The sequence below is a fragment of the Streptomyces sp. NPDC003077 genome, from assembly GCF_040611095.1.
Classification (GTDB): Bacteria; Actinomycetota; Actinomycetes; order Streptomycetales; family Streptomycetaceae; genus Streptomyces.
In genome coordinates this window covers 90373-116927 of sequence record NZ_JBEXNM010000005.1, presented here as the reverse complement: position 1 = coordinate 116927, position 26555 = coordinate 90373, and the positions used below count along the sequence as shown (strand labels likewise).

Here is a 26555-nt window from a genome sequence, read left to right as displayed (position 1 = left end):
GGCCGGTTCCGTCGGGCCTACGCGTGCCGTGGCGCGAAGCAGGAGAAGGGCCGCCCCGGAAAAGGGTCGGCGATCCGTTCTCAACAGAGGGCCTGTCGCAGACACGACCGTTCGACGAAGGAGAAGAAAAGGGCGGGCGGCCCGCAGACAAGGGCGGACGGCCCGCACACAAAGACGGACGGCCCGCACACGCGACGACCCGCCGCCGTGCACGAACCGCCCGTCGGAGACCGGCCCGCAGACCGATCTGACGATCAGCCGATCACTCGCCGATGTGGTACGAGTCCCCGTAGACCTTCCAGTCCAGCGGCGGGTCCAGGTTGAGGTTGCCCTTCTTCAGGAAGACGCGCTGGGCGGTGTCCACCCGGCTGGTGTCCTCGTGCGCCTCCTCCTGCTTCATCGCCCACACCCGGGCGTCGAGGAACGCGTTCAGGTAGGTCTTCTCGTCGCCGCCCTGGGCCGGCGTCTTGGCCTTGGCAAGCGCCCGCTTGCGGATGTTGGAGAAGCTCGCCTTGTCCGAGCCGTCCCCGTGCATGACGATCGCGTCGTAGTAGGCGAACTGGCCGAGCACCCCGATGCCGTCCGCCTTGCCCTGCTTGACGGCGGGGTTGAAGTACACCCGGTCGCGCTCGTCGTTCTGGGCCTGCTGGAAGACGGGGTCCTGGGCGGCCTTCTTCCAGTCCTTGGTGTAGTTGGGGTCGAGCCCGGCGTGCGAGTCGGTGCCGTCCACCTTGCGCAGCGCGGGCAGGTACTTGGCCAGGACGTTGCCGGGCTTGCGCTGGGTGTAGAGCTCGACGAGTTCCAGCATGTCGTGCGTGCCGGACGTGAAGCCGATGATGCCGCCGGTGTAGCCGCGGCCGTCCTTGATGTCCTCGATGTAGCCGTACTGCGCCTTCCAGTCCAGCGAGGAGTTCTCCGCGCTGGAGACCAGCTTCATGGCGATCTCCTTCTTCGCCGGGTCGTCCAGGCCCTTGGCCGCCCGCGCCGCGAAGGGGATGGTGGCGCCGGGACGGGGGGCCTGGGCGGCGGCGGGGGCCTGCGGGCCGGGGGCGGCGGTGGCGACGGCGGTCGCGGGGACGGCCAGCAGGGCCAGGCCCAGGGTGATGCCGGTGACCGGGGTGCGGAGCGTCTTGCCTATCGTGCGGGCACGCATGGTGTCCTCCTGAAAGGGGGGCGGTCCGTCGGGGAGTTCAGGGCGATTCCCCAATCGTTAGGAAGCTTTCCTACCAGACTCGTCCGTCGTCGTATAGATATCCCGCCCCCTTCTGGCGTTCTTCCGCCACATCCCCCTCACGGGTCAACCGCACCCCGATAGCGGCAAATCACCCCTCTATGCCCTATATGCTGCCCCGGCCCCGTACGTCCCCGCGCCGGCGTCACCGCGCCACGGAGAGGTGTTTGCACTGGCCCCCGAGACCCCCACCCGCCGCCGGTTCACCTTCCCCAGCGCGCTGACCGTCCTGGTCGTCGTGACCCTCGTCGTCTGGCTGCTGGCCTTCCTCGTCCCGTCCGGCAGCTACGAACGCGACGCCGCGGGCAAGCCCGAACAGGGCACCTACCACCGCGAACCGAGCGGCCAGAGCGTTCTCACCCGGCTGCGCGAACTCTTCCTCGCCCCCGTCAACGGCCTGTACGGCATCCGGGACCACACCGGCCAGGTCGGCCCCGACAAAACCGGCGAACTCTACGGCAGCGCCGGCGTCTTCCTCTTCATCCTCGCCATCGGCGCCTTCATCACCGTGGTCTTCGCCACCGGCGCCCTGGACCGCGGCATCGGCCGCCTGGCCCACCGCCTGCGCGACCGCGGCGGCCTCCTGATCGCCGGGGTGATGATCGTCTTCTCGCTCCTGGGAACGGTCGAGGGCTTCGCCGAGGAGACGCTCGGCTTCTACGGACTGGTCGTCCCCCTGATGCTCGCCCTCGGCTACGACCGGCTGGTGGCCACCGGAGCGATCATCCTCGGCGCCGGCGTCGGCGTCCTGTGCTCCACCGTCAACCCCTTCGCCACCGGTGTGGCCTCCTCCGGCGCGGACATCTCCCTCGGCGACGGCATCATGCTCCGCGTCCTGATGTGGCTGGTCCTCACCGCCGTCACCATCGCCTACGTCATCCGCTACGCCCGCCGCGTCCGCGCCGACCCGGCCCGCTCGCTGACCGGCTTCCGCCCCGGCGACCGCGAACACGCACAGACCCCCGAGAACGCCGACGAACCGCCTCCGCTGACCCGGACCCACCAACTCGTCCTGATCGCCGTGGTCCTCGTCTTCGCCTTCATGATCTTCTCGGTCATCCCGTGGTCCGGCGCCCTCACCGGCAAGACCGACGCCCAGCCCTACGCCTTCGAACTCGGCTGGTCCTTCCCCCAGTTGGCGGCCCTGTTCGTGGCCGCCTCCCTCCTGGTCGGCTGCCTGGCCCGGATGGGGGAGCAGCGCCTGAGCTCCACCTTCGTCCAGGGCGTGGCGGACTTCGTCTCACCCGCCCTCGTCATCGTCCTGGCCCGCGGCGTCACCTGCATCATGAACAACGCCCGCATCACCGACACCGTCCTCCACTCCATCGAGGGCGCCGTCTCCGGGGCCTCCGCCGGCCTCTTCGCCATCCTCGTCTTCGTGGTCAACCTCCCCCTGGCCTTCCTCATCCCCTCCACCTCCGGCCACGCCACCCTCGCCATGCCCGTCCTCGCCCCCCTCGCCGACTTCGCGGGCGCCTCCCGCGCCGTCGTCGTCACCGCCTGGCAGGCCGCCAGCGGCTGGATGAACCTCTGGGTCCCCACCACCGCCGTCATCATGGGCGGCGTCTCCCTCGCCAAGGTCGGCTATGACCAGTACCTGCGCTTCGCCTGGCCACTGCTGGCGGTGTTGTTCGTGCTGATCTGCGGGTTCGTGGGGGTGGGGGCGGTGGTGGGGTAGGGACAAGTCAACGTTGGCTTGACGACTAGGGGTGGGGTCGTAGGCTTTTCGGAAGCCACACGGCGGGAGAAGCCGTGAAGAAATTTCACGCGTCCCCACTTCAACTCATGCCGTTCCTTGCCGGACTCGTCTTCGGGCTCGGCACCAACCTCGTGACGGCGGACCCCTCGGACTGGTGGGGCCCGCTGCGCCTCGTGGACCGGTACGCCGCCGTCTGGTTGCCGGCGGGGATCACCGGAATGGTCGTCTGGGAACTGCTGCGACGGCGAGCCGCCCGCCGCCAAGTCTCCTGGGATCGTGACGATAGCCCGTACCCCGGACTCGAAGCGTTTGCGGAGGACCGGGCCGCCGTCTTCTTCGGCCGGGATGCCGATAAAGAGTGGGTTATCCGCCAACTATCGTCCGGACGTACTCTACGGCAACGCTTCATCACGGTCGTGGGGGCGTCCGGCAGCGGCAAGTCTTCGCTCATCGCGGCCGGTGTGCTGCCCCAACTGGGGCGGCGATGGCGCGTCCTCGGGCCGATGCGGCCAGGGGGCGCGCCTTTCCCGGCTCTGGCGCAAGCACTGTACGAGGGGAACGGCGCGGCGGCCGGGGACGCGATCGTGCGGCATGCCGAGGAACTCCGTCGGGAAGCGGAAGAGGTCGCAACGTCGCCCCTGTGCATACCGCGGAAGACGGTCGCGTCACTACTTCCTGCACAGCGGTGGCATGCCAGCACCGTCCTCGTCATCGATCAGTTGGAGGACGTGTTCCGAACCGCTCCCCAACAGGAACGCAATGCTTTTCTCGCTCTTATCGACTCCGCATTGCGTGCATGTCCGCAAATCTACGTACTTGCTGCTCTGTCCCCGGAAAGTGTCCCGGAATCGGCACGGAACCATTTCCCTGACCTTTTCCGTACCACCCGCCTGCTGGCTCCTCTCGGGCCTGATCAACTTCGGAACGTAGTGATTCGGCCGGCACGTGCGGCCGGGGTCGAATTCACCGACGACGTCGCGGATTCTCTCGTGTGGGAGGCTATGGCCGGAGATACGTTACCCCTGCTCGGAGCGCTGTTGCGCGAGTTGTACAGAAACGTCGGACCGGACCGTGAAATAAGTCGGAACGTATACGAGAGGACCGGCCCGTTCCCCGAAGCCATCGGCCGTCATGCCGAAGACGTGTACACAACGTTGCTGAGATCCCACTCTACCGAGGAGATCGACGCGGTGTTGCTGAGGTTCGTTTCTTGGGACGAGCGGGGGTCTCTTAGAAGTTCTGTGAGGAGGAACGACCTTGATGATCAACAGCTCTTGATTATCGAGGGATTGCTCTCTGCGCGCCTGGTGGTGGATACCGAGTCCGGGTCCGCTTTCGACCTGGTGCATGAGGCAGTGCTCAAGCACTGGCCCCGGCTCCGTCGGTTGATCACCCGCCACGAACCCGCACTGCGTCTGCTCACCGAACTGGAACGTCGCGCGCAGGCTTGGGGGCTGAAAGGCCGACCACTGGACGACCTCCTGCGGGGACGGAGCCTGCGGGAAGCTGAGGAAGCGGTAGCTGCGCGCTCCGTGTCGTCCTCTCTCAGAGGGCTGATAGCCGCCTCGCGGGCGGAAGCGATGGCAGATGTTGAGACCCGCGCAAACCGTACCGCCATGTGGGCCCAGAACGTCTTTCTGCAAGGTGGCGACAGCGAACTGGTCCTCGCTCTCGCCTCAGCTGCCGTCCGCGAATATGCGCCGACGAGGACGGCCCTCCTGACGCTGTGGGGGATCGCTCAGGAGCCAGGCAAGGAGCGACTCCTCTTCGGTCATGCCGGAAGAGTCCTGGCTCTGGGCTGGGATGAGGAGCGCGGAAATATCTTGACTATTGGTTCGGAAGGTTGCATGTGCGTGTGGAGCGTGGAAGGGGATCTGGTGGGCGAGAGGGACCTCGGCCTTGGTTTCCTCGGAGCCGCGAGTTTCAACGATTCGGGGAACGCGTATTGGGTGATATCCGATGGTGATCTCGTTGTGCGAAAAACTGTGGGTACCCGGGAATACGTGGTGGCGGATGCAGTCCGTGCATGGCCGGACCCGACTGTTGGTATCTCGTTCCATGGGAATCACCTGGCGGCTCAGCTCGGGTATTCTGGACTCGATCTTGTAGAGTTCCGGGGGTCCCGTGTCAGTGTACGAGGTGCGTCAGCCGCCCATGCCATTGCGTTGAAGTATTCACCGGACGACAGGCGCCTGGTCGTCGTAGGCCACAGCGGCCTTTCGGTGATGAACGCGATGGGGGTGAACGAACTATGGCATGTGGAATGGGAAAGCGATGAGGAGGACTTGCACCCGGGCCCCGATGCGGAATGGTCGCCCGATGGAAGCAAGGTGGCGATTCTGTCCTCAGGCTTGCTGAGCATCAGAGCTGCCGGTGACGGCGAGGTGATGGGACAATGGGAGGTTGGCGGCGGGGCGAGCAGACTCGCCTGGTCGCCTGATGCCCGCTTCATTGCCGTTGCATCCGATGGGAGTCTCCTCCCTGAGGTCGCGTCGGACTTGAAGATATGGTGTGTCGCCGACCGCTGTATTCAGCGGTCCTTCGCGCTCTCGTACAGTGCGGAAAAAATCGTATGGCGCGGTGACGGCACGTGGATCGCTTGGCGTACGGATGTCGGGAGCGTTTCGATCGGAAGTGTGGGGACAGGTCGAGTCCGTCGACTTTGCCAGGGTGTTCTTCGTAGTACGTCATGGAGTTCGAATCGAGTAGCGGCCACGATTCGTGGGTGGGGGAGTGTAGGCATTACACAACCTGGAAATGTGGCCGAAGCTTTGGTGCTGTCTGCGCCTGAGGAAGAGACTCCTACCCGTGTGTGTTGGAGACCGGAAGCGAGTGTTCTTGCCGTTGCCTTTCACGGACAGGTGGAGATCTGGGACGTAACCGGCGCGCGGCGTTGCGCCGTGCTCACCCCGGACCTCCTCATCGATAGGGTCGCCTGGTCTCCCGACGGCTTTCTCCTTGCGACCATCAGTCACGACTTCTTCCAACTCTTACGGGGCGAGCCGGACCGGATCGAGACGTGGGACCCCGCCACTGGCAGACGCGTGGCAGTGATGGCGGGAGCCGATCGGTTGAGCAAGGTGCTGGCCTGGAGCCCCGATGGCCGGCTGTTGACGGGAGCGAAAGAGGACGGGCGGCTTGCCGTCTGGGACGCACGCTCCGGCGCTCGCGTCATGAGCGGTCAAAGCCGCGCGGCAACGGTTGTGGCGATGTGCTGGTCACCGGACGGGCAGACGATTGCGTCTCTCGGGGGCGATGCCTACATAAGATTTTGGGATGCTTGGAGCGGTGAGCAGCTGCGAACCGGGCGCGTGGGCGGAGGTGCCCAGGCTTTGGCGTGGTCGCCCGATGGGAAGTATGTGGCGGTAGCCGGGGGTGGGCCATCCGGGCAGGGATGGGTGAGTTTCTGGATCGCCACCACTGGGGAATGTCACGCAGTCTGCCGCTTGGAATCCCAGCAGGTGCTGGACGCCCACTGGTCGGATGACAGTCGTACGTTGCTGCTGACCTGCGAAGAGCACATCAGGTATGTGTGGGTTCTCCCGGAGGAAACAGGAGAGCAGGTTGCCGCGTCTCTTTTGGCGAACGTGGCAAGCATGACGCGGGAACTGACGGCAGAAGAACGGAGGCGTTACGCCTTACCCGCCCGTACTGACTGACGTGTCAGTGGTGGGACGGACGGCGTCTCCGCCCCGGCAAGGCCAGGACGGAGACGTGTACAAGTACAACGGTCTTGCCGGACCGATCAACCCAGCAGCTCGTACGCCGGAAGCGTCAGGAAGTCCGCGTAGTCGGCGTCGAGGGAGACCGACAGCAGGAGGTCGTGCGCCTGCTGCCACTTGCCGGAGGTGAAGGCGTCCTCGCCGACCTCGGCGCGGATCTTCGCCAGCTCCTCGGCGGCGACCGTGCGGACGAGCTCCGCCGTGGCCTTCTCGCCGTTCTCGAACACGACGCCCGCGTCCACCCACTGCCAGATCTGCGAACGGGAGATCTCGGCGGTGGCCGCGTCCTCCATCAGGCCGAAGATGGCCACCGCGCCCAGGCCGCGCAGCCACGCCTCGATGTAGCGGGTGCCGACCTGCACGGCGTCGATCAGGCCCTGGTAGGTGGGCTTGGCGTCCAGCGAGTCGATGGCGATGAGGTCGGCGGCCTTGACGTCGACGTCCTCACGGAGCCGGTGCTTCTGATTCGGGGCGTCGCCGAGCACCGCGTCGAAGGAGGCACGGGCGACCGGGACGAGGTCGGGGTGCGCGACCCAGGACCCGTCGAAGCCGTCACCGGCCTCGCGGTCCTTGTCGTTCTTGACCTTGGCGAGGGCGCGCTCGTTGGCCTCGGGGTCACGGCGGTTGGGGATGAAGGCCGCCATGCCGCCGATCGCGTGCGCGCCGCGCTTGTGGCAGGTGCGCACGAGGAGTTCGGTGTACGCGCGCATGAACGGCGCGGTCATCGTCACCGCGTTGCGGTCCGGGAGGACGAACTTCTCTCCGCCGTCACGGAAGTTCTTCACGATCGAGAAGAGGTAGTCCCAGCGGCCGGCGTTCAGGCCCGAGGCGTGGTCGCGCAGCTCGTAGAGGATCTCCTCCATCTCGTACGCGGCGGTGATGGTCTCGATCAGGACGGTGGCGCGGATGGTGCCCTGCGGAATGCCGACGTAGTCCTGAGCGAAGACGAAGATGTCGTTCCAGAGGCGGGCCTCCAGGTGCGACTCCGTCTTCGGGAGGTAGAAGTACGGGCCCTTGCCGAGGTCGATCAGCCGCTTCGCGTTGTGGAAGAAGTACAGCCCGAAGTCCACCAGCGCACCGGGAACGGCCTTGCCGTCCAGACGCAGGTGACGCTCCTCCAGGTGCCAGCCGCGGGGGCGCATGACGACGGTGGCGAGTTCCTCGGCGGGCTTGAGCGCGTAGGTCTTGCCCTGGGGGGAGGTGAAGTCGATGCGGCGCTCGTAGGCGTCGATCAGGTTGAGCTGGCCCAGGACGACGTTCTCCCAGGTGGGGGCGGAGGCGTCCTCGAAGTCGGCGAGCCAGACCTTGGCGCCCGAGTTCAGGGCGTTGATGGTCATCTTCCGGTCGGTGGGACCGGTGATCTCCACCCGGCGGTCGTTGAGGGCGGCGGGCGCCTCGGCGACCTTCCAGCTGTCGTCCGCGCGGATGTGAGCGGTCTCGGCGAGGAAGTCCAGCGTGCTGGTCCGGGCGATCTCGGCACGCCGCTCGGCGCGGCGGGCCAGCAGCTCGTCACGGCGCGGGGTGAACCGGCGGTGCAGCTCCGCCACGAACGCGAGCGCGTCCTCGGTGAGGACCTCGTCCTGGCGGGCGGGGGTCTGTTCGGGGCCGACGTCGACGATGGCCAGCGGGGACGGCGCTGGTGCGGACATGGGCTGTCACTCCATTCAGCGGCGGTGCCTGGCAACCGCCGGGGCACGCACACGGCACGGGGTGCCGCGGGTTCCGGGATACGGTCGCGGGCGCCGTCTGGGATTCAGGGCGCTTCTGACCAGTGGAGAGTAGTTTCCTTATCGCGGAACTTCAATGGTTTGTTGATGTCGAGATTCTCTTGATCGACAGAATGTGATGATCAAATGGCTCTGAGTGCCAGGTGGGGGGTGTGGGGTGGGGGCCGGTGGGTGGGTGTGTGGGGTGGTGGGTGCGTGGGGTGGGGGTGATGTGCGTGCGCTTGTGTCTGTGTGGGGTGGGGGTGATGCGTGGACTTGTCTCTGTGTGGGGCGGGGTTGGTGGGCTTGCCTGTGTCGGGTGGGATGAGTGGCGGACGGGGCGGGGGTGCGGGGGTGCGGACTTTGGCAGGGATGCGGACGGCCGGGACGGGCAGGCGGCGGAACGTGTGATCAGCGGAGACGCTGGAGATCGGCGGGGGTGTCGATGTCGTACGCCTCGGCCACATCACCACACTCGACGAGCGTGATCTCTCCCTCATGTGCCTTCAGATAGGCGCGTGCCCCACGATCGCCCTCCGCACTCGCGGCCACATCCGCCCAGCGGTCGGCGCCGAACAGCACCGGGTGTCCGCGTCGGCCGCCGTACGTGGCCGCGGCCAGGTCTGCCCCTTGCTCGTACGCGGCGACCAGGCGCGCCACTGCCACCGCCCCGATGCCCGGCTGATCCACCAGACAGACGACCACCGCGCCCGCGCCGGTACCGGCGAGCGACGCCAGACCCACGCGCAGGGAGGAGCCCATGCCGTGGGCCCAGTCCGGGTTGACGGCCGTTGCGTAAACCGCGAGGTCGGCGGTGTCGTGGACCTCGTCGGCCGCGGCGCCGAGCACGATGTGGACGGGGTCGCAGCCACCTTCGCGGAGGGTGCGGGCGGCGTGCTCGACGAGCGGGCGGCCCTGGAATGGCAGCAGGGCTTTCGGTCGACCGCCTAGGCGCCGGCCGCCGCCTGCGGCTAGGAGGAGGCCGGCGGTGGAGGGGTGGGGGGACGCGGGGGTTGGGGTCATGGGGGCTTGCTTATCGCATGGCGTGTGGCGGGGTGGAGTGGGGTCGCTTCTGGGCCTGCGACCGTGCGTGGGGTCGTCCCCGCATGCACGGGGACGACCGGCTGCGTCACGACGACACCGCCGAAGAACGAGGACGACCCCCGCTCGCGCGGGGACGACATGTCGCGCAGCTCAAGCCGCATGTTCATCGGAGGGCCACCCCCGCACGCGCGGGGACGACCGAGCCGGGCCGAGATAGTGCGGTGCCCAGTGAAGACCACCCCCGCACGCGCGGGGACGACGCCCTGGCCCTGCTGTTCCTGGCCGCCGCCGCGGGACCACCCCCGCACGCGCGGGGACGACATGATCAGCCCACCGCCGAACGGGACCGCGGCCGGACCACCCCCGCACGCGCGGGGACGACCGGTGGGACACGATGGCGGAGCTGCGAAGGGCAGGATCACCCCCGCAGGCGCGGGGACGACTGGTCCTCGAAGTCGCGCGCCGCGGTGAACGCCGGATCACCCCGCACGCGCGGGGACGACCGGAGGAAGCCCTCCGCCAGCTCTCCGACACGCGGATCACCCCCGCACGCGCGGGGACGACGACGCGGGCAACGCGCGCAACTGGGTGCGGGACGGATCACCCCCGCACGCGCGGGGACGACTGCTGCTGCGACCGATGGTCACCGTGGCCGTCGGACCACCCCCGCACGCGCGGGGACGACGCCGGGCCCGGCCGCAGCCAGGTGGCATGTAGCGGGACCACCCCCGCACGCGCGGGGACGACGATGGCGATTCCGGAGGCGGCGCCGGAGAGCTGGGACCACCCCCGCACGCGCGGGGACGACCGCGGCGGTAGGTGGCACGTCGCTCATGCTCGCGGACCACCCCCGCACGCGCGGGGACGACGCTCGGTGCGGAACTTCACAGGTTGCCCGCCGCGGACCACCCCCGCACGCGCGGGGACGACGGACAGGATCTCGCGGCCGCGCTCGGCAATGCCGGACCACCCCCGCACGCGCGGGGACGACTCTCCGGGCCCCGGGCGGTCACGGTCCACGCGGGGACCACCCCCGCACGCGCGGGGACGACAAAGCGAATACGAGTAATCACCGATGTTCTCGGGGACCACCCCCGCACGCGCGGGGACGACCGCTACTCCGTGACGGACGCGGCGCACGCCTGGGGACCACCCCCGCACGCGCGGGGACGACCCGTTCTCGCCGCACGCCGCGTCCTCATCCTCGGGACCACCCCCGCACGCGCAGGGACGACACCTCATCTGCGGTCGTCTCGCAGACGTAGAACGGACCACCCCCGCACGCGCGGGGACGACCGCGACCTACCCTCGGAGAGATGGAGCGGGGCCGGACCACCCCCGCACGCGCGGGGACGACGTATCGCCCAGACCCGAAGTCGACCCAGACGTAGGACCACCCCCGCACGCGCGGGGACGACACTTCCCGACCTGGCCCTTTGCGCGCTGACACCCACCATTTCAATCAGTTCGACTCGCGTTCGAATGCAAGCGCCGGACGCCCGTGCAGGCGCGCAGCGCCTTGGTGGTCAGGAGCTGTCCCGGGCGGCTGCTCGGCTGCGAAGCCCTTGGCAAGCTTACGTGCGAAAAGGGAACGTTCGAGCGAGATCCGTGTGCGTCGTCCGGTGGCAGGGGAGATGTCACCGCAGCCCTGCGGAGTGTGTACGGCGGGGAAGCGACCGGCGGCGTGCAAGGGGGCAGGTGGATATGCCTGTGCCCTGCGTTCCCTGTTTCAGGAGGCCGAGGAGGATCAGCAGGGCTGTACGCGCATGTGGTCGCGGCTGGCGGCACCCCCGTTGCAGGAGCCCACCCCTCACGACAGCGCGCAGACGAATGCGGTCACCGGGAAATGGCAACCGCAGGACGTCTCTCTCGTTCAGGCTGCCCCGAGGCTCGGTCGCCAGTGCACGCCTACCAGCAAACCCGGATGGCAACGCAGGCCACGACGGGGCACCGAAATGATGCCCCGCGCCATAGAGCAGGCCCAACTTCGGCAACCGAGCCGACGGAGCGAACCACATCCGCCCCCGGCCCCCGCAGCCCAAGCCCCTAAACCGACCCCTGGCTGACCAACGCCAACGACAACTCATCCGCGATCTGCTGCAACACCGGCACCGTCTTGTCCATCGACGCTTCCGTCACACGCCCCGTCGGGCCGGAGATGGAGATGGCGGCCGACGTCGGGGCGTTGGGGACCGGGACGGCGATGCAGCGGACGCCGATTTCCTGTTCGTTGTCGTCGACGGCGTAGCCGAGGCGGCGGACGTCGGAGAGGGCGTCGAGGAAGGTGTCCGGGTCGGTGATCGTCTTCTCCGTGGCGGCGGGCATGCCCGTGCGGCCCAGGAGGGCGCGGACTTCCTCCGGCGGGTGGTTGGCCAGCAGGGCCTTGCCGACGCCGGTGGAGTGCGGCAGCACGCGGCGGCCGACCTCGGTGAACATGCGGACGGCGTGCCGGGAGGGCACCTGGGCCACGTACACGATCTCGTCGCCGTCCAGGAGCGCCATGTTCGCGGTCTCGCCGGTCTCCTCGACGAGCCGGGCCAGGAACGGGCGGGCCCACGTGCCCAGCAGGCGGGACGCGCTCTCGCCGAGGCGGATCAGGCGGGGGCCGAGCGAGTAGCGGCGGTTGGGCTGCTGGCGGACGTAGCCGCAGGCGACGAGAGTGCGCATGAGGCGGTGGATGGTGGGGAGCGGCAGTCCGCTGCTGGCGGAGAGTTCGCTCAGGCCGACCTCGCCACCGGCGTCGGCCATCCGCTCCAGCAGGTCGAAGGCGCGCTCAAGGGACTGGACACCGCCGCTCGCTGCGGGCTTGGCTGCGGCGGCGGTAGTGCTGGCGCTGGACGGCGGCACGACGCGTTCCTTTCGGGGCTGGTGGTCTCGGGCCTCGGCTCGGTCTTGCGGGAGCGGGGACCGACCCGAAGCAGCCTACCGGTCTGTTCCGGTGGACACACGGCCTATCGCACGCTCGTTCGTGCCGGTCAGAGGCTTCGTCGCAGCTAGGGGCCCGCACTGCTGACGATCTCTTGACGCTGCCAGTGGCCGTAGCTACGTTCTGCTAGGCGAAAGACGCTGTCCATTCTGTGGAATCCTCCAAAGCGCTGGAGTCTCATGTGAGTGACAGACGCATTCTCGTCATGAACCCGAACACCACGGCGTCCATGACCGCTGCGATCCGCGCCACCGCCACCGCCGTGGCCGCCCCCGGCACGGAGATCATCGCCACCGAACCCCTCTGGGGACCCGAATCGATCGAGGGCCACTTCGAGGGCTACCTCAGCGCGGCGGCCGTTCTGGACCGCCTCGCCACCCTGGACACCCCCTACGACGCGCTCGTCATGGCCGGTTTCGGCGAACCGGGCCGGGAAGGCGCGCAGGAACTGCTGGACGTCCCCGTCCTGGACATCACCGAGTGCGCCGCCCAGATGGCGATGCTGCTCGGTCACGCGTACGGCGTCGTCACGACCCTGGACCGCGCCGTCCCGCAGATTCGCGACCGGCTGCTGACCGCCGGCCTGCTCCAGCGGTGCGCCGCGGTCCGGGGGACCGGGCTCGGCGTGCTGGAACTGGAGGAGGACCCGGACCGCACGGTGCGGGTGATCACCCACACCGCCCGCGAGGTCGTACGGGACGGCGCCGAGGTCGTGTGCCTGGGCTGCGGCGGCATGGCCGGGCTTCAGGAGAAGGTCGAGGCGGCGCTCGGAGTGCCGGTGGTGGACGGGGTGGCCGCGGCGGTGAAGTTCGCCGAGGCGGTCATCGAGTTGGGGTTGACGACGAGCACGGCGCGTAGCTTTGCCCCGCCGCGACCGAAGGCGATCGGAGCTTGGCCGCTCAGTGTTCATTTGGGGGCTGGTCGGGACGGTCGGGGTGGCGGAACCGTCGGCCTTTCTTCGCGGGTCGAAACGTCAGACAACTGATGTCTACTGGGTGCGCGCCGGGTGCGGGTGCCGTCCGTGCTGACTCCGTCCGCGCTGGCTCGGTCCGTTCCCGCTCCCGTTCCGGTTCCGGTTCGGAACGTTCTGCTCCGTCACCCCGCCCCACCGCACTCGTTCCGACTCTCTCCGTCCTGCTGCACACGAGCCGCGCTCACTTCGGGCTCCCTCCAACCCCTCGGGAGGCACCGTGGCAACACCCTCGAAGCACAGACCGAAATCGGAGAACGGTGGGGAGGCGAGGCCCGCACCTGGGCCCGGGGCGACCCCGGCCGGTGGCTCGGAATGGCGCCCCGACCCGCGCCTCTTCAACGAGGACTTGGCGCCGGCCGCCAAACGGAACTGGCGCACCTACAGCATCTTCGCCCTGTGGATGTCCGACACCCACGCCATCAGCAACTACGCCTTCGCCTCCAGCCTGTTCGTGCTGGGGCTGCCCGCCTGGGAGGTCTTCCTCGCGCTGCTGGTCGGCATCAGCATCGTCCACTGGTTCATGAACCGCATGGGTCACGCCGGTCACCGCACCGGCGTCCCGTACCCCGTTCTGGCCCGGGCGAGTTGGGGCGTGTACGGGGCCAACATCCCCGCACTTCTGCGTGCCGTCATGGCAGTGGCCTGGTACGGCATCCAGACCTGGCTGGCCTCGACGGCGGTGGTGCTGCTGGCCATCCAAGTGGCGCCCGGTCTGGCCGCGTACCACCAGAATTCGTTCCTCGGGCTGTCCACGTTGGGATGGATCTCCTTCATGGTGATGTGGGGGCTCCAGGCGGTGCTGCTGACCCGGGGGATGGAGTTCATCCGCAAGGTCCAGGACTTCGCGACCGGCCCTGTGGTCTGGCTGGTCGTGCTGGCGCTCGCGGTATATCTGCTGGTCAAGGCGGGTGGGGACATCTCGCTCACGCGCAGTCTGACGGGGCTGGGGGCCGGGGAGCAGGTCAGGGAGAGCCTGATCGCGGTCAGCCTGACGGTCGCGACCTTTCTGACGCTTGTGCTGAACTACGCCGACTTCGCGCGTTTCACCCCCGACCACCGCTCCTACAGGCGCGGCAATCTGCTCGGACTGCCGGTGAACTTCACCGCCTTCGCGGTGGTCGCCGTGCTCGTCACCGCGGGCACGATCTCCGTCTTCGGCGAGGCGATCTACGACCCGGTGAAGGTGATCGAGAAGATCGACAACCCGGTCGTGACGGTCATCGGAGCCCTGTCCTTCGTCGTCGCCACCATCGGCATCAACGTCGTCGCGAACTTCGTCTCGCCCGCCTACGACTTCGCCAACCTCGCCCCCAAATACCTCGACTTCAAGCGCGGCGGCATGATCACGGCGGTGCTGGCGGTGCTCGTCATGCCGTGGAAGCTGTACTCGTCCGCCCTGGTCATCCAGTACTTCCTGGGGGCGCTCGGGGCCTTCCTGGGGCCGCTGGTGGCGATCCTGCTGGTGGACTACTACTACGTGCGGCGGGGCCGGATCGATGTGGACGCGCTGTTCTCGGCGGACCGCGCGGGCCCGTACCACTACCGCCGGGGCTACAACCCGAAGGCGGTGCTCGCCTTCGTCCCGGCCGCGGCGGTGTCGGCGGTGCTCGCGCTGGTGAAGGCGTTCGAGGATGTGGCGCCGTTCTCCTGGGTCTTCGGGATGGGGATCGCGGGCGGGATCTATTACCTGGTGTCGGGGCGGGGACGGGTATCCGGGGCCCGCGTGGACGCGGGCAGGGGCGGCGAGCGGGAGCCGGTACCCGATGCCGTCGTCCCGTCCCGGGCCGGGAAGGTCGGAGCGGTCGGGGAGGCCGGATCGGGCGGTGCGGACCCGGTGATGGGGCCGTTGACGAGGCCCGGGGCCGGTTCGGAGGCGGGAGCGCCGTCCAAGGAAGGGTCTTGACGGAGCGCGGTCCTGAGTGAAGACTCCGTTCAACAGTTCGTTGAATTCCGTAGTGCGAAAGTGCCGGACGGCGTGCGGGAGAGGTGGGTGGTCCGTTGAGGCGGATGCCGGCCCGGGGAGCGCTCCTCGGTCGGCTCGGTTTCGGCTCGGGGCGGCACTCTTCTGCCCTCTCCGGATTTCTTCGGGCTGCGCGTTTCGGTTCGTAGGGGCAGGACCGGGCAGCGGCCACTCGCCCGGCTGCTGCTGAACCGCCCCCGGTGCGCCGATACGCCGAGGTGCCGGCGTGCCGATCTGCCGCGCGGAGGCGTCGTCAGCGAGCGAGCGCATCCGCGGCCCGCAATGCACCCCGAGTGCCCGCCCGGAACCCGCACCGAACGCCCGGAATCCGCACCGGACATGCGGAATCCACATCCGGAATCCACATCGGACGTGCGGAAGGAGAAACGCGCCGACCGCACCGAGGGCACGGAACGCACGGAAGCGCACCGAACGCGTGGAAACGCACCGAACGAACAGAACCCGTACCGAACGACGTACGGAAACCAAGGCAGAAGAACACGAAAGGGGAGGACTGGGTGTCCGAGGTAGAGCTGGTGCTGCGTGCCAGGCGGGTCGTCACGCCGGAGGGGACGCGGGCCGCGTCCGTCACCGTCAAGGACGGGAAGATCGCGGCGGTGCTGCCGTACGACGCCGAGGTGCCGGCCGGGGCGCGGGTCGAGGACTTCGGTGACGACGTCCTGCTTCCCGGCCTCGTCGACACGCACGTCCACGTCAACGATCCCGGGCGCACCGAGTGGGAGGGCTTCTGGACCGCCACCCGCGCCGCGGCGGCCGGCGGCATCACCACCCTCGTGGACATGCCGCTCAACAGCCTCCCGCCGACCACCACCGCCGCCCACCTCGACACCAAGCGCGAGGTGGCCCGCGACAAGGCCCACATCGACGTCGGCTTCTGGGGCGGCGCGATACCCGGCAACGTCAAGGACCTGCGTCCGCTGCACGACGCCGGGGTCTTCGGGTTCAAGTGCTTCCTGTCGCCTTCGGGCGTGGAGGAGTTCCCCGAGGTGAACCAGGAGGAACTGGCGGCGGCGCTCACCGAGATCGCGGGCTTCGACGGCTTGCTGATCGTGCACGCCGAGGACCCGGGCCACCTGGAGGCGGCGCCGCAGCCCAGTGGCCCCAAGTACGCCGACTTCCTCGCCTCGCGCCCGCGCGCGTCCGAGAACGACGCGATCGCCGGCCTCATCGCGCTGGCGAAGAAGCTGAACGCACGGGTGCACGTCCTGCACCTGTCCTCCAGCGACGCGCTGCCGCTGATCACGGCTGCCAAGGCCGAGGGCGTCAAGATCACGGTGGAGACCTGCCCGCACTTCCTGACCCTGACCGCCGAGGAGATCCCCGACGGCGCCACGGAGTTCAAGTGCTGCCCGCCCATCCGCGAGGCGTCCAACCAGGACGCGCTGTGGCAGGGCCTCGCCGACGGCACGATCGACTGCATCGTCTCCGACCACTCGCCCTCCACCACCGACCTGAAGACCCCCGACTTCGGCCAGGCGTGGGGCGGTATCTCCTCCCTCCAACTCGGCCTGCCCGCCATCTGGACCGCCGCCCGCGCCCGCGGCCACTCGCTGGAGGACGTCGTCCGCTGGATGTCCACCGCGCCGGCGGCGCTGGTGGGCCTGGACCGGAAGGGCGCCATCGAGCCCGGCCGGGACGCCGACTTCGCCGTCCTTGCTCCGGACGAGACGTTCACCGTGGACGCGGACGAGCTCCAGCACCGCAACAAGATCACCGCGTACGCGGGCAAGACCCTGTACGGCGTCGTTCGTTCCACCTGGCTGCGCGGTCAGCGGATCAACGACGGCGGCACGCTGACGGAACCGGCGGGCGAACTGCTCGAACGGGGCTGAGGCGTCCGGTCCCCGGGGAGCTGATCCCCCGCGATCTCAGCCTCGGGGGCTTGGTCCCCGGGGACCTGTTCCCCCAGGGGCTTGTTCCCCAGGGAGCTGATGCCCAGGGACCTGTTCCCCTGGGATTGGCTCCTGGTGCAGCGAGGGGCTGAGGAGAGCGAGCAGCGGGGCCGGTTGGTCGGGAAGCGTCCCGACCGACCGGCTCTCCCCTCTGCCGTGCGTCCGCACTCCTGCCGTGCGTCCGCGTTTCTGCCATGCGTCCGCGCTGAGCACGGACGGGACCCTGCCACCGCTCACCCCGAAGGAAGAAGGGCCGCCCTCGCCCCGGAGGAAGAAGCGTCGCCCTCACTCCGGAGGAAGCAGCGCCCCCCAGAACATCTCCTCGTACGCCTGGAGCAGGCGGCCGTAACGGTGGGCCAGGTGGAGGGTCACCGCACCGGTCTCCAGACCGTGCCGGACGGCGGCGCGCGCCCGGTCGTCCAGTTCGGGGCCGGGCTCCGCGAAGAAGTCGAAGAAGGCCCGTGCCTCGGCCCCGAAGGCGTAGTGCTCGCGCATGGCCTGAGAGACGGTCGCGCAGTACCGGCCCCAGGCCGCGAAGTTGGCGGTCAGCGCGATCACGACGTCGACGGGTTCCGCGTGCAGGGCGAGCCAGGACACGTACGCGGGGTACCCCTGGCAGCCGGGCCGCGGCTCGTACCCGGAGGTCTCCTTCTCTGTCAGGCCGCAGGCGGACGTCAGACCGGCCAGCCTGGTCAGGGCCACTGTCTCGCCCTCCGCCAGCAGGTCGAAGAACGCGGCTGTGGGCGGGGCGTCCGCCGCGCGGCGCGCCAGGTGGCCGAAGCTGGTGCGGTCGGAGGGGATGACGTGCCGCTGTTCGAGGGCCACGGCGGCGAAGACCTCTCGGGGTGCCGTGCCGGCGGAGATCGCGTCGACGAGGGGGTTCTCGGCGGGGGCCAGCTCCCGGGCGGCGTTGTCCAGGAGTTCCTCCGCGCCCATCCCGCCGTAGGGGGCGGTGCCGTGCGGAGTGATGCCGGGCGCGCTGTCGGGAGTCGCGCTGTGAGCGCTGGGCGCGTCATCGGGCGTGTGGGACATGGGGTCGTCCTCCTCGGTGGTGGGGACGCGCGGACCCGCCCGGCGTGACGGTCGCGCCCACGCCGTACGAGGAGGAACGCGCCGTACGCGCCGGTGCGGCCACGCGGTCCGCCGCCCACGGTACCGACGCCGGAAGACGCCTCAAGGTGCGCGGAGCCTGACCGGCGGGCCTTTCAAGCCCTGACACGGGGTGCGCGGCGGTGGGCCCGGGTGGCGGTTCGCGCGCCGCGCACCGGATCACCTAGGGTTTCTTCGACCACTCTCCACCGAACTACGCCGCCTCGGGCCAGGCCAGCAGTGCGGCACGGTCGGCCCGTGCGAAGGCGTCGACGATCCCCTCCCGGCCCTCGGTGAAGTGCGCCCACCCGTCGTGGTGGACGGGGACGACCACGCGGGCGCCGAGGACCTTGGCCGTTCGCACCGCCTGCTCCCCGTTCATCGACAGCAGCGCCGGTCCCGTGCGGGCGAGTTGCGCTGCCCCTAGGTGCAGCACGGCGACGTCGACGTCACCGTGGCGTCGGCGCACCTCAGTGGCCACCGACGTGTCCACGTTGTCGCCGCTGATGTAGACCGTCTCCGCGTCCGTACCGCTGAGCAGGAAACCGGTGACGGCTCCTGTGATGACCTCGGTGCCCTCGGGCCCGTGCCGGGCCGGTATCGCGGTGACGGTCAGCGTGCCGCCGTCGGGGCAGGGCAGGTGGACGCCGCGCCAAGGAGGCAGGCCGACGACCATGCCGCCGAGACGGTCGGCGCTCTCGGGGGTGGTCAGGACGAGCGGCACCGTGTCCAGGAAGGCCCGCCCCGCGGTGTCGAGGTTGTCGGGGTGCTGATCGTGTGAGAGCAGGACGGCGGTGACGGCGCCGATGTCCTTTGCCGTGGCCGCCGGGCCCTCGGTCTTCCGCAGGGTGACCGGGCCCGCGTCGTAGGTCCCGCCCGCCGCGTCGAGCGTGGGGTCGGTGACGAGGCGGAGGCCGCAGTGGTCGATGACCACGGTCGGTCCTCCCAGGGCGCGAACCCTCGGACGGGCACGGGTGAGGCGGTCAGCCATGAGGTGTCCTTCGTGAGCGCGGCAACTCGGGGCACGAGGGGCCCGGATCCGCGCGGCACCGCGTCGGCGGGTACGCCTGCGACGTGCGGTGGAAGGCGGAACGCGGCATGCCTCGGTGAGCTGAGTGGCGGCGACGGCCGTCCGCCGTCGGCCACGTCATGAGGGGTGTACCCGCCGGTGGGCGCCGCCTACCGCGAGCACCCGCGACCGGATGCGGGCCCGCGGTGACAGGAGCGCCGCGGGTCTTGGCATGTGCTCGGGGGACGGACCGGGCGTCGCGGTCGCGGGGACGGCCTGGTCGTCGGCGGCTGCCTCAGGGGCGGGCCGACACTTCCTCGCCTCCTCGCCTCTTCGTCCCCTCGTCCCTCGTTCCGCGCCTCTCGTCAGCGTGACTTGGCCATGACCATGATGAAGTAGAAGAACCCCAGCAGGACGTGGGTGGCCACCACGTAGATGAAGACGCGCACGTAGACGCCGAGCGGGGGCTTGTTCTCCACGTAGGTCCGCGGGCGGGCGGCGCCGTCGCCGGGGGCCTCGGTGCTGCCGGGGGCGGAAGGGGCGGCCGAGGTGTTCTGGGCCGAGGTGTTCTGCGCGGAGATGTTCTGGGCCGTGCTGTTCTGGGCCGTGCTGTTCTCGGGCTTGGGAGCGGAGGCGGGGGCCGAGGGGTCCGCAGGAGTGGACGAGTCGGAGGATGACGCGGAGGACGACGCCGGGGGTATGGGCTCGTCAGGCATGATCAGGTTTCCTTCTTTCGCTCACAGGCCGTGGTGGGGCGCCGCATCGCCCAGGCACAGCCCGGCTGCGCCGCTCTGCAGCAATGTATGCACGAACAGCAGCTCCGCCCCTTCGGGGGTGGCCGCCGTGATGCGGTGCGGGGTCAGCGAGTCGAAGTGCGCGGCGTCGCCGGGCTCCAGGATGTGCACCGTCTCGCCGAGGACGAGTCGCAGGTGCCCCTTCAGGACGTACAGCCACTCCTCGCCGGGGTGCACCCGCACCAGATCGCCCTGCGCCCGCATCGGAACGCGCACCCGCAGCGCCTGCATGGCCCGACCGGCCCCGCCCGCCGTCCAATACGTCCAGCCGCCGGCCTCCGATGGCTCGGCCCGAGCGGCCCGCACGATGGGGTCCCGTTCGGCCGCTGTCTCGCCCAGAAGGTCCGATACCGTTGTCCCGTACGTACGTGCCAACGCCAGCAGCATCGGCAGCGACGGCTGCCTCCGATTGGTCTCCAACCGCGACAGATGCGCCGGCGACAGCCCCACCCGCCGCGCCGCCGCCTCCAGAGTGAGCTTGCTCCGCATCCGCAGGTCCCGCAGCCGCGGGGCAACCGAGGGGAGGTCGGTTGCCTGAGGGGTGAGTGGGGTGGCGGGGGAGTCGGAGGTCGCCTCGTCGGCGGGCGCGGCCGTGCGGGGGCCCTGGGCGGGGTTCGGTTCGGTTGCCCGGCTGGGGGAGTGGGGTGCCGAGCGGGTGGGGGGTGGGGGTGACTCGGCGGGGTGGTCGGTCATGTGTCCGGTATAGAAGAGGTTGACCTTAGAGGCAAAAATTTTGCCTGATAGGTAAAGCGAGGGTTCGGGGTGGGGAGCGGGCTACCCCGCACGCGCGGGGCCGACCGTCGCGCCGACCTGCTGCGCCAGGCCGAAGAGGGACCACCCCCGCACGCGCGGGGCCGACTTTGACATCTGCGGTGAGGGGGACGTTGATGAGGGACCACCCCCGCACGCGCGGGGCCGACAGGTATAGAAACCCAATCCCGACGCGTAGCGGAGGACCACCCCCGCACGCGCGGGGCCGACACTGCATTTCCCCGAATTCTCCGCCAAATGCTTGGACCACCCCCGCACGCGCGAGGCCGACGTAAAGGGGACGGTAATCGTCGGTGCCGCGCTCGGACCACCCCCGCACGCGCGGGGCCGACCGCCGAATCGCCCGTAAGTGATCGGTCCGGGGGGACCACCCCGCACGCGCGGGGCCGACGTGCGGCCCGTCCAGCTCCCGCCCAGCGCGGGCGGACCACCCCCGCACGCGCGGGGCCGACGCCCCGATCGCCCCGCTGTACGACCGGATCATCGGACCACCCCCGCACGCGCGGGGCCGACTTCAGCCATTCCGCCTTACCGCGTAGTCGCGGAAGGACCACCCCCGCACGCGCGGGGCCGACGGCCGGTACCTCCGCCACATCGAACTCTGCACGGGACCACCCCCGCACGCGCGGGGCCGACGTCCGGGCGGGTCGGAGGCCGGGCGCGTTTCTAGGACCACCCCCGCACGCGCGGGGCCGACGCTTCCGCGAACTGCCCTTGCTGCGGATTGCCTGGACCACCCCCGCACGCGCGGGGCCGACGCGCGAGGCCGCTGCGAGGCGCCTTGCGCCCCCGGACCACCCCCGCACGCGCGGGGCCGACCGGCCCGACCACAGCTGGCCAACCATCCGGGGCGGACCACCCCCGCACGCGCGGGGCCGACAGCAGCGCGTCGCGGTCAGCCACGAGGAGGCGCGGACCACCCCCGCACGCGCGGGGCCGACTTCCGTCGTCTTCGACCGCGACGATGGCGCTGTCGGACCACCCCCGCACGCGCGGGGCCGACAACTGAGTCGTCGCGCCTAGGTCCTTAGCCTGCGGACCACCCCCGCACGCGCGGGGCCGACCTCATGGAGCAGGTGACCGACCCGGAGGCCGCCGGACCACCCCCGCACGCGCGGGGCCGACCGCCGGTCTCCTCCCCCTGCCGGACGGCCTGGCGGACCACCCCCGCACGCGCGGGGCCGACACCGAGACGTGGACCCCCGGCGATGAGGGCTACGGACCACCCCCGCACGCGCGGGGCCGACGCAGGCGGTGCAGGTGGGCCAGGTGTAGTCCGGGGACCACCCCCGCACGCGCGGGGCCGACCAGGGCGCCGGTCCGGCCGGTCAGGCGCCGGGCGGACCACCCCCGCACGCGCGGGGCCGACTCGCCGATCCCGTCCGGGTAGGCCATGCTGCACGGACCACCCCCGCACGCGCGGGGCCGACGCCGGGGGCGCAGTCGGCCGGGAGGTCGCTCCGGGACCACCCCCGCACGCGCGGGGCCGACCGGGGGCGGTGGTTTTTGTTCGGGGTGAACGGAGGACCACCCCCGCACGCGCGGGGCCGACCGCAGGGCCCGGGAGCGCTCGTCGTGGGAGACGGGACCACCCCCGCACGCGCGGGGCCGACGCAAACAGGGATCCCGCGCTGCTGGCGCACTCCGGACCACCCCCGCACGCGCGGGGCCGACCAGCGGGCGTCCGCACTGATCGGCTCCTGCGGGGGACCACCCCCGCACGCGCGGGGCCGACGGGTCGGCGGCCAGCTCCTGGCGGACGGTCTGCGGACCACCCCCGCACGCGCGGGGCCGACGGTGTTTCCCATCCACTCGTCGGCCCGTCCCGCGGACCACCCCCGCACGCGCGGGGCCGACAGATCTTTGATCCACTCAATGAATTCACCAAACGGACCACCCCCGCACGCGCGGGGCCGACTGGTGGAGTACACCACGAAGAAGGGCCGGGACGGGACCACCCCCGCACGCGCGGGGCCGACGGACGATTTTCGCATGTAGGCGCTGACCTGCGGGGACCACCCCCGCACGCGCGGGGCCGACACTTCCCGACCTGGCGTTTTGTCGGCCAGCACCCGTAATTTCAATCAGTTCGATTCATGTTCGAGCCCTGGCGCCGGGTGCCCGTAGAGGATGGCGAAGCCGCATGTCGCTCAGCCCCTCCGGCTTGATGCTCGGCCGCGAAGATGGCATCGATCCTACGTGCGAAAAGGGAAAATGCGAGCGGGAAGCTGGAATTGATGGCCCGGAGACGTGTGAGCAAGGCGCCGCGCCCCATATCGCCCAGCCGTGCCGCGGACCCGCGCGTACCCCGACGTTGTGTACTCGGTCTCACCACCCCACCCCACCCCGACCCGCCGTCCCGTCGCGCATCACATGAGACGAGAACAGCCCTCGGGGCCCGCTGCGCCCCCACCTCGCTCCCGCCCGCCCTCACCCCACCGCCCGAAATAGCCCCAACAATCCCGACCTCGCCCCGATGAACATCCCCCACCCCCGATGAACTCCCGGAAAACACGAGGAAGTTGGGTTGACAGGTGCCTGTCTACGCGCGTCATTGTGGTGTCCATGAAGACTCCCCCTCTTTCCCGGTCGGCCCGGGGTTCCCGTGCCGCGCGTATTTCCCGTATTGGTGCCCTGGGTGCGCTGGCGTCGGCGCTGGTTTTCGGTGGGTCGGCGGTTGCCGCCACGCCGGTTTCCGCGCCGGTGGCCGTTACCGCGCATGTCGCTACCGTCGCCCCTGCCGCGAAGGCGGCTTCGGTTGGGCAGATCTGTTACTCGGACCTGCCGTCGCAGGCCCATGACACGCTGCGGCTGATCGCCAAGGGCGGGCCGTTCCCGTACTCGAAGGACGGGACGGTGTTCCAGAACCGCGAGCGCATCCTGCCGGCGCAGCGTTCCGGGTACTACCACGAGTACACCGTCATCACGCCGGGCTCGCCGGACCGGGGTGCCCGGCGCATCGTGACCGGCTCCAAGTACCAGGAGGACTACTACACGGCCGACCACTACCGGTCCTTCGACCTCGTCGACCGCGGCTGCTGAGACGAGGCTCCGCCAAGAGGTGGCGGCGAGGTGGCGGCAGGGGCGCGCGGGCTGATACCCGGCGTCCCGGCCGCCACTTCTGCGTATACGACGGCGGGTCCCGAGGCGGCCCCCGATGGTCCCCGTCGGACTTCGGAGGGCCCCGTCCGACCCCGGCAGTACGGCCTTTTCCTGAGCTGTGCGGCGTCGGGTGGCGTACCCCCGGGAGAGATTTGTCAGTGGCCCCCGGTAGCGTTCCGGGGGAAACGATGAATGGGCGGGCATCGGCGGCAATGGGGCCGGAGGTGGTCACCGGCGGCGCCGCCCGGCCAGGAGGTGCCGTGGCTCCATGTGGGGTGCGGTGAGGCGACATCGAGCGTTCGGCGATGGAAAAGAGGAAAGGCGGCGAACTGCCGTGTACCGCTGGGAGATCACCCGGGCAGCACTGGCGCAGCGCGTCTTCGCCATTGTTCGCAGTGAGTCCTACGACGAGGCGAGTGCGACCGCCGACACCCTGCTGTCCGCCGGGATCACCAGTCTGGAGATATCGCTGACCACGCCTTTCGCGCTGGAGGCGGTCACGACGCTCACCCGTGAGCTCGGTGACGACGCGGTCATCGGCGCGGGCACGGTCCTGGACGCCACCTCAGCTCGGATGGCCGTCGACGCGGGCGCCCGTTTCCTGGTCTCGCCGAGTCTGGACGCCGAGGTCATCCGTACGGGACACCGCTACGGCATCCCGGTCTTCCCGGGTGTGGCCACGCCGACCGAAATGGTCCGGGCCATGGAGCTGGGCGCGGACGCGCTCAAGCTCTTCCCCGCCTCCGCGCACCGTCCCGACTGGCTGCGGGACGTCCGCGCGGCGCTGCCGCAGGCGCCCGTGGTGCCAACGGGAGGCGTGACGATCGAGAGCGCGCCGGAGTGGATAGCCGCGGGCGCGGTCGCGGTGGGCATGGGAGCCTCGCTCGCGGAGGGCGACCGCGACACCGTCGCCAAGCGGGCAGCCGAACTCCTCGCCCGCCTAGCCGACGTCGCCCCGCCCGAGGCGGGCACGGGATCAGCGGCCAGGGGTTTCACGGCCTGAGGCCCGGGGGCCAAGTGATTGGGCGGACGCGGGGAGGGATGCGGCAGGACGCGGGGAGGGATGTGGCCGGACGGGGAGAGGTGTGGCAGGACGCGGGGAGGAGTCCGGACGGCGTACGCGGAGGGATGTTGTCACGGTGGTTCGTCACTCCGGTTTTTCCCCGGCCCGCACTTGCCGATGGACGTGGCGTGACGGGTAACTGACTGACCGTCAGGTCCCTGCGGCGCGTGCTACCGCGGCAGGAGGACCGGCCGCTTCCGCTCTCCTCCTTCGGGTCGATGCCAGGGGACGTGGGGCTACGTACGGTGAGGCTCACCTGTTATGCAACACGAGGGGCGGAGTTGCACATGCCGGACATCGTTGACCTGGGCGCCTACGGCCAGGATTTCGTCGCCGATCCTTACCCGTACTACGCCAAGCTGCGCGCCGAGGGGCCGGTGCACTTCGTGCGCCTCCCGGACGGCCAGGAAGCCTGGCTGGTCGTCGGCTATGACGAGGTGCGGTCCGTGCTCGCCGATCAGAGGCTGAGCAAGGACTGGACGACCTACGGGGCGACGGAGGCCACCGAGGAGGAAAAGACCCTCGTCAACATGCTGGACAGCGACCCGCCGGAGCACACCCGGCTGCGCAAGCTCGTGGCCAAGGAGTTCACCTCCCGCCGCGTGGAAGCGCTCCGCCCCCGCGTGCAGAGCATCACCGACGAGTTGGTGGACGCCATGCTGGCCTCCCCGGACGGGCGCGCCGACCTCGTGGAGGCGCTGGCCTTTCCGCTGCCCATGACGGTCATCTGCGAACTGCTGGGCGTACCGGACCTTGAGCGTGACGATTTCCGGGCCTGGTCCAACGAGATGGTCGCACCGACCAGCCAGGAGGCGGCGGAAGCGGCGCAACGGGCGATGGCCCGGTACCTCCCGGTCCTGATCGAGGAGAAGCGGCACAACCCGGGGGACGACCTGCTCAGCGCCCTGATACGGACCAGCGACGAGGACGGCGACCGGCTCGCCGGCGAAGAGCTGACCGGCATGGCCTTCCTGCTGCTGGTCGCCGGGCACGAGACGACCGTCAACCTGATCTCCAACGGTGTGCGCGCCCTGCTCCAGCACCCCGAGCAACTCGCGGCCCTGCGGGCGGACCCGTCCCTCCTGGACAACGCGGTGGAGGAGATGCTGCGGTACGACGGCCCGGTGGAGACCGCGACCTGGCGGTTCACCACCGAGCCGATCGAGGTCGGCGGGGCGGTGATCCCGGCCCGGGCGATGGTGCTGGTCGCCCTGGCCTCCGCGGACCGGGACCCCGAGCGGTTCGCCGCCGCGGACGACTTCGACATCACGCGCGACGCGCGCGGCCACGTCGCTTTCGGCCACGGCATCCACTTCTGCCTCGGCGCGCCGCTGGCCCGTATGGAGGGCCGCATAGCCGTCCGTACCCTGCTGGACCGCTGCCCCGGCCTGGCACTGGACGCGGAGCCGGATGCGCTGAAGTGGCGCAGCGGCATGTTGATCCGGGGGACGGAGCAGCTTCCGGTGCGGTGGTAGCGGCCGGTCCGCGTGCAGTTGCGGTCGGCCCGCGTCGCCGGTTGTTCCTTTGCGTACGTGGCGGCGCAGCCGGCCCCG

The 26555-nt window shown here is 70.0% G+C and carries 16 protein-coding genes and 2 CRISPR repeat arrays; of the genes, 8 read left to right on the top strand and 8 right to left on the bottom strand.

The window, feature by feature from the left end; genetic code table 11:
* Window positions 1–262 precede the first annotated feature (262 nt).
* The gene (locus ABZX96_RS05630; protein WP_355538324.1) at window positions 263–1153 is read right to left on the bottom strand and encodes a chitosanase; all 891 of its coding nucleotides are present in this window, start codon (window positions 1151–1153) and stop codon (window positions 263–265) included.
* A 241-nt stretch (window positions 1154–1394) separates the two neighbouring features.
* Between ABZX96_RS05630 and ABZX96_RS05625 the strand changes: the two genes are divergently transcribed.
* Entirely contained in the window at window positions 1395–2909 is a 1515-nt protein-coding gene (locus ABZX96_RS05625; protein WP_355538321.1) for a YfcC family protein, read from the top strand.
* A gap of 74 nt (window positions 2910–2983) precedes the next feature.
* Window positions 2984–6589 (top strand): hypothetical protein, encoded by a 3606-nt coding sequence (locus tag ABZX96_RS05620; RefSeq protein ID WP_355538318.1) that lies wholly within the window; start codon window positions 2984–2986, stop codon window positions 6587–6589.
* 86 nt (window positions 6590–6675) lie between these two features.
* On the opposite strand, the gene aceB is transcribed toward ABZX96_RS05620, so the two are convergent.
* From aceB to ABZX96_RS05605, 3 genes are all read right to left on the bottom strand, one after another.
* Entirely contained in the window at window positions 6676–8301 is a 1626-nt protein-coding gene (gene aceB / locus ABZX96_RS05615) for a malate synthase A (RefSeq protein ID WP_355538315.1), read from the bottom strand.
* A 468-nt stretch (window positions 8302–8769) separates the two neighbouring features.
* The gene (locus tag ABZX96_RS05610; RefSeq protein WP_355538312.1) at window positions 8770–9381 is read right to left on the bottom strand and encodes a nucleotidyltransferase family protein; all 612 of its coding nucleotides are present in this window, start codon (window positions 9379–9381) and stop codon (window positions 8770–8772) included.
* 70 nt (window positions 9382–9451) lie between these two features.
* Window positions 9452–10820: direct repeats of the CRISPR family, unit length 27 nt; unit sequence GACCACCCCCGCACGCGCGGGGACGAC.
* Window positions 10821–11448: 628 nt separating this feature from the next.
* A complete protein-coding gene (locus ABZX96_RS05605; RefSeq protein ID WP_355538309.1) occupies window positions 11449–12249 on the bottom strand; it encodes an IclR family transcriptional regulator in 801 nt (266 codons plus the stop codon).
* Window positions 12250–12533: 284 nt separating this feature from the next.
* Between ABZX96_RS05605 and ABZX96_RS05600 the strand changes: the two genes are divergently transcribed.
* The 3 genes from ABZX96_RS05600 to allB all read left to right on the top strand — a co-directional run bounded on the left by ABZX96_RS05600 (window position 12534) and on the right by allB (window position 17114).
* Window positions 12534–13313, top strand: coding sequence for an aspartate/glutamate racemase family protein (locus ABZX96_RS05600; RefSeq protein WP_355538633.1), 780 nt, complete (start codon window positions 12534–12536; stop codon window positions 13311–13313).
* Between the two features lie 334 nt (window positions 13314–13647).
* Window positions 13648–15204 carry an NCS1 family nucleobase:cation symporter-1 gene (locus ABZX96_RS05595; RefSeq protein WP_355538630.1) on the top strand — a complete coding sequence of 519 codons (1557 nt, stop codon included), beginning with the start codon at window positions 13648–13650 and terminating at the stop codon, window positions 15202–15204.
* A gap of 575 nt (window positions 15205–15779) precedes the next feature.
* On the top strand, window positions 15780–17114 hold the full coding sequence (gene allB / locus ABZX96_RS05590) for an allantoinase AllB (RefSeq protein WP_355538306.1): 1335 nt from the start codon (window positions 15780–15782) through the stop codon (window positions 17112–17114).
* A 345-nt stretch (window positions 17115–17459) separates the two neighbouring features.
* Here the strand turns inward: allB and ABZX96_RS05585 are convergent, their stop codons facing one another.
* The 4 genes from ABZX96_RS05585 to ABZX96_RS05570 all read right to left on the bottom strand — a co-directional run bounded on the left by ABZX96_RS05585 (window position 17460) and on the right by ABZX96_RS05570 (window position 20759).
* Window positions 17460–18206, bottom strand: a complete 747-nt coding sequence (locus ABZX96_RS05585; protein ID WP_355538303.1) for a transcriptional regulator — start codon at window positions 18204–18206, stop codon at window positions 17460–17462.
* Window positions 18207–18477: 271 nt separating this feature from the next.
* Complete coding sequence (locus ABZX96_RS05580) at window positions 18478–19254, bottom strand: MBL fold metallo-hydrolase (RefSeq protein ID WP_355538300.1); 777 nt, start codon at window positions 19252–19254, stop codon at window positions 18478–18480.
* A 383-nt stretch (window positions 19255–19637) separates the two neighbouring features.
* Window positions 19638–19988, bottom strand: coding sequence for a DUF6126 family protein (locus tag ABZX96_RS05575; protein WP_355538297.1), 351 nt, complete (start codon window positions 19986–19988; stop codon window positions 19638–19640).
* Window positions 19989–20009: 21 nt separating this feature from the next.
* Window positions 20010–20759: a helix-turn-helix domain-containing protein gene (locus tag ABZX96_RS05570; protein ID WP_355538294.1), complete on the bottom strand. Its 750-nt coding sequence runs from the start codon at window positions 20757–20759 to the stop codon at window positions 20010–20012.
* 77 nt (window positions 20760–20836) lie between these two features.
* Window positions 20837–22877: direct repeats of the CRISPR family, unit length 28 nt; unit sequence GGACCACCCCCGCACGCGCGGGGCCGAC.
* A gap of 525 nt (window positions 22878–23402) precedes the next feature.
* Here ABZX96_RS05570 and ABZX96_RS05565 point away from each other — a divergent pair.
* The 3 genes from ABZX96_RS05565 to ABZX96_RS05555 all read left to right on the top strand — a co-directional run bounded on the left by ABZX96_RS05565 (window position 23403) and on the right by ABZX96_RS05555 (window position 26477).
* Window positions 23403–23879, top strand: coding sequence for a ribonuclease (locus tag ABZX96_RS05565; protein ID WP_355538291.1), 477 nt, complete (start codon window positions 23403–23405; stop codon window positions 23877–23879).
* A 394-nt stretch (window positions 23880–24273) separates the two neighbouring features.
* Window positions 24274–24942, top strand: coding sequence for a bifunctional 4-hydroxy-2-oxoglutarate aldolase/2-dehydro-3-deoxy-phosphogluconate aldolase (gene eda, locus ABZX96_RS05560; RefSeq protein ID WP_355538288.1), 669 nt, complete (start codon window positions 24274–24276; stop codon window positions 24940–24942).
* A 347-nt stretch (window positions 24943–25289) separates the two neighbouring features.
* Window positions 25290–26477 (top strand): cytochrome P450, encoded by a 1188-nt coding sequence (locus ABZX96_RS05555; protein ID WP_355538285.1) that lies wholly within the window; start codon window positions 25290–25292, stop codon window positions 26475–26477.
* Window positions 26478–26555: the final 78 nt, after the last annotated feature.

Bases quoted from the DNA above. Each gene is read 5' to 3' on its own strand.
- ABZX96_RS05580 (WP_355538300.1), bottom strand. From the start codon at position 19,254: ATGGCTGACCGCCTCACCCGTGCCCGTCCGAGGGTTCGCGCCCTGGGA.
- ABZX96_RS05610 (WP_355538312.1), bottom strand. From the start codon at position 9,381: ATGACCCCAACCCCCGCGTCCCCCCACCCCTCCACCGCCGGCCTCCTC.
- ABZX96_RS05565 (WP_355538291.1), top strand. From the start codon at position 23,403: ATGAAGACTCCCCCTCTTTCCCGGTCGGCCCGGGGTTCCCGTGCCGCG.
- ABZX96_RS05630 (WP_355538324.1), bottom strand. From the start codon at position 1,153: ATGCGTGCCCGCACGATAGGCAAGACGCTCCGCACCCCGGTCACCGGC.
- ABZX96_RS05585 (WP_355538303.1), bottom strand. From the start codon at position 18,206: ATGTCCCACACGCCCGATGACGCGCCCAGCGCTCACAGCGCGACTCCC.
- ABZX96_RS05570 (WP_355538294.1), bottom strand. From the start codon at position 20,759: ATGACCGACCACCCCGCCGAGTCACCCCCACCCCCCACCCGCTCGGCA.
- aceB (WP_355538315.1), bottom strand. From the start codon at position 8,301: ATGTCCGCACCAGCGCCGTCCCCGCTGGCCATCGTCGACGTCGGCCCC.
- ABZX96_RS05575 (WP_355538297.1), bottom strand. From the start codon at position 19,988: ATGCCTGACGAGCCCATACCCCCGGCGTCGTCCTCCGCGTCATCCTCC.
- ABZX96_RS05555 (WP_355538285.1), top strand. From the start codon at position 25,290: ATGCCGGACATCGTTGACCTGGGCGCCTACGGCCAGGATTTCGTCGCC.
- ABZX96_RS05600 (WP_355538633.1), top strand. From the start codon at position 12,534: ATGAACCCGAACACCACGGCGTCCATGACCGCTGCGATCCGCGCCACC.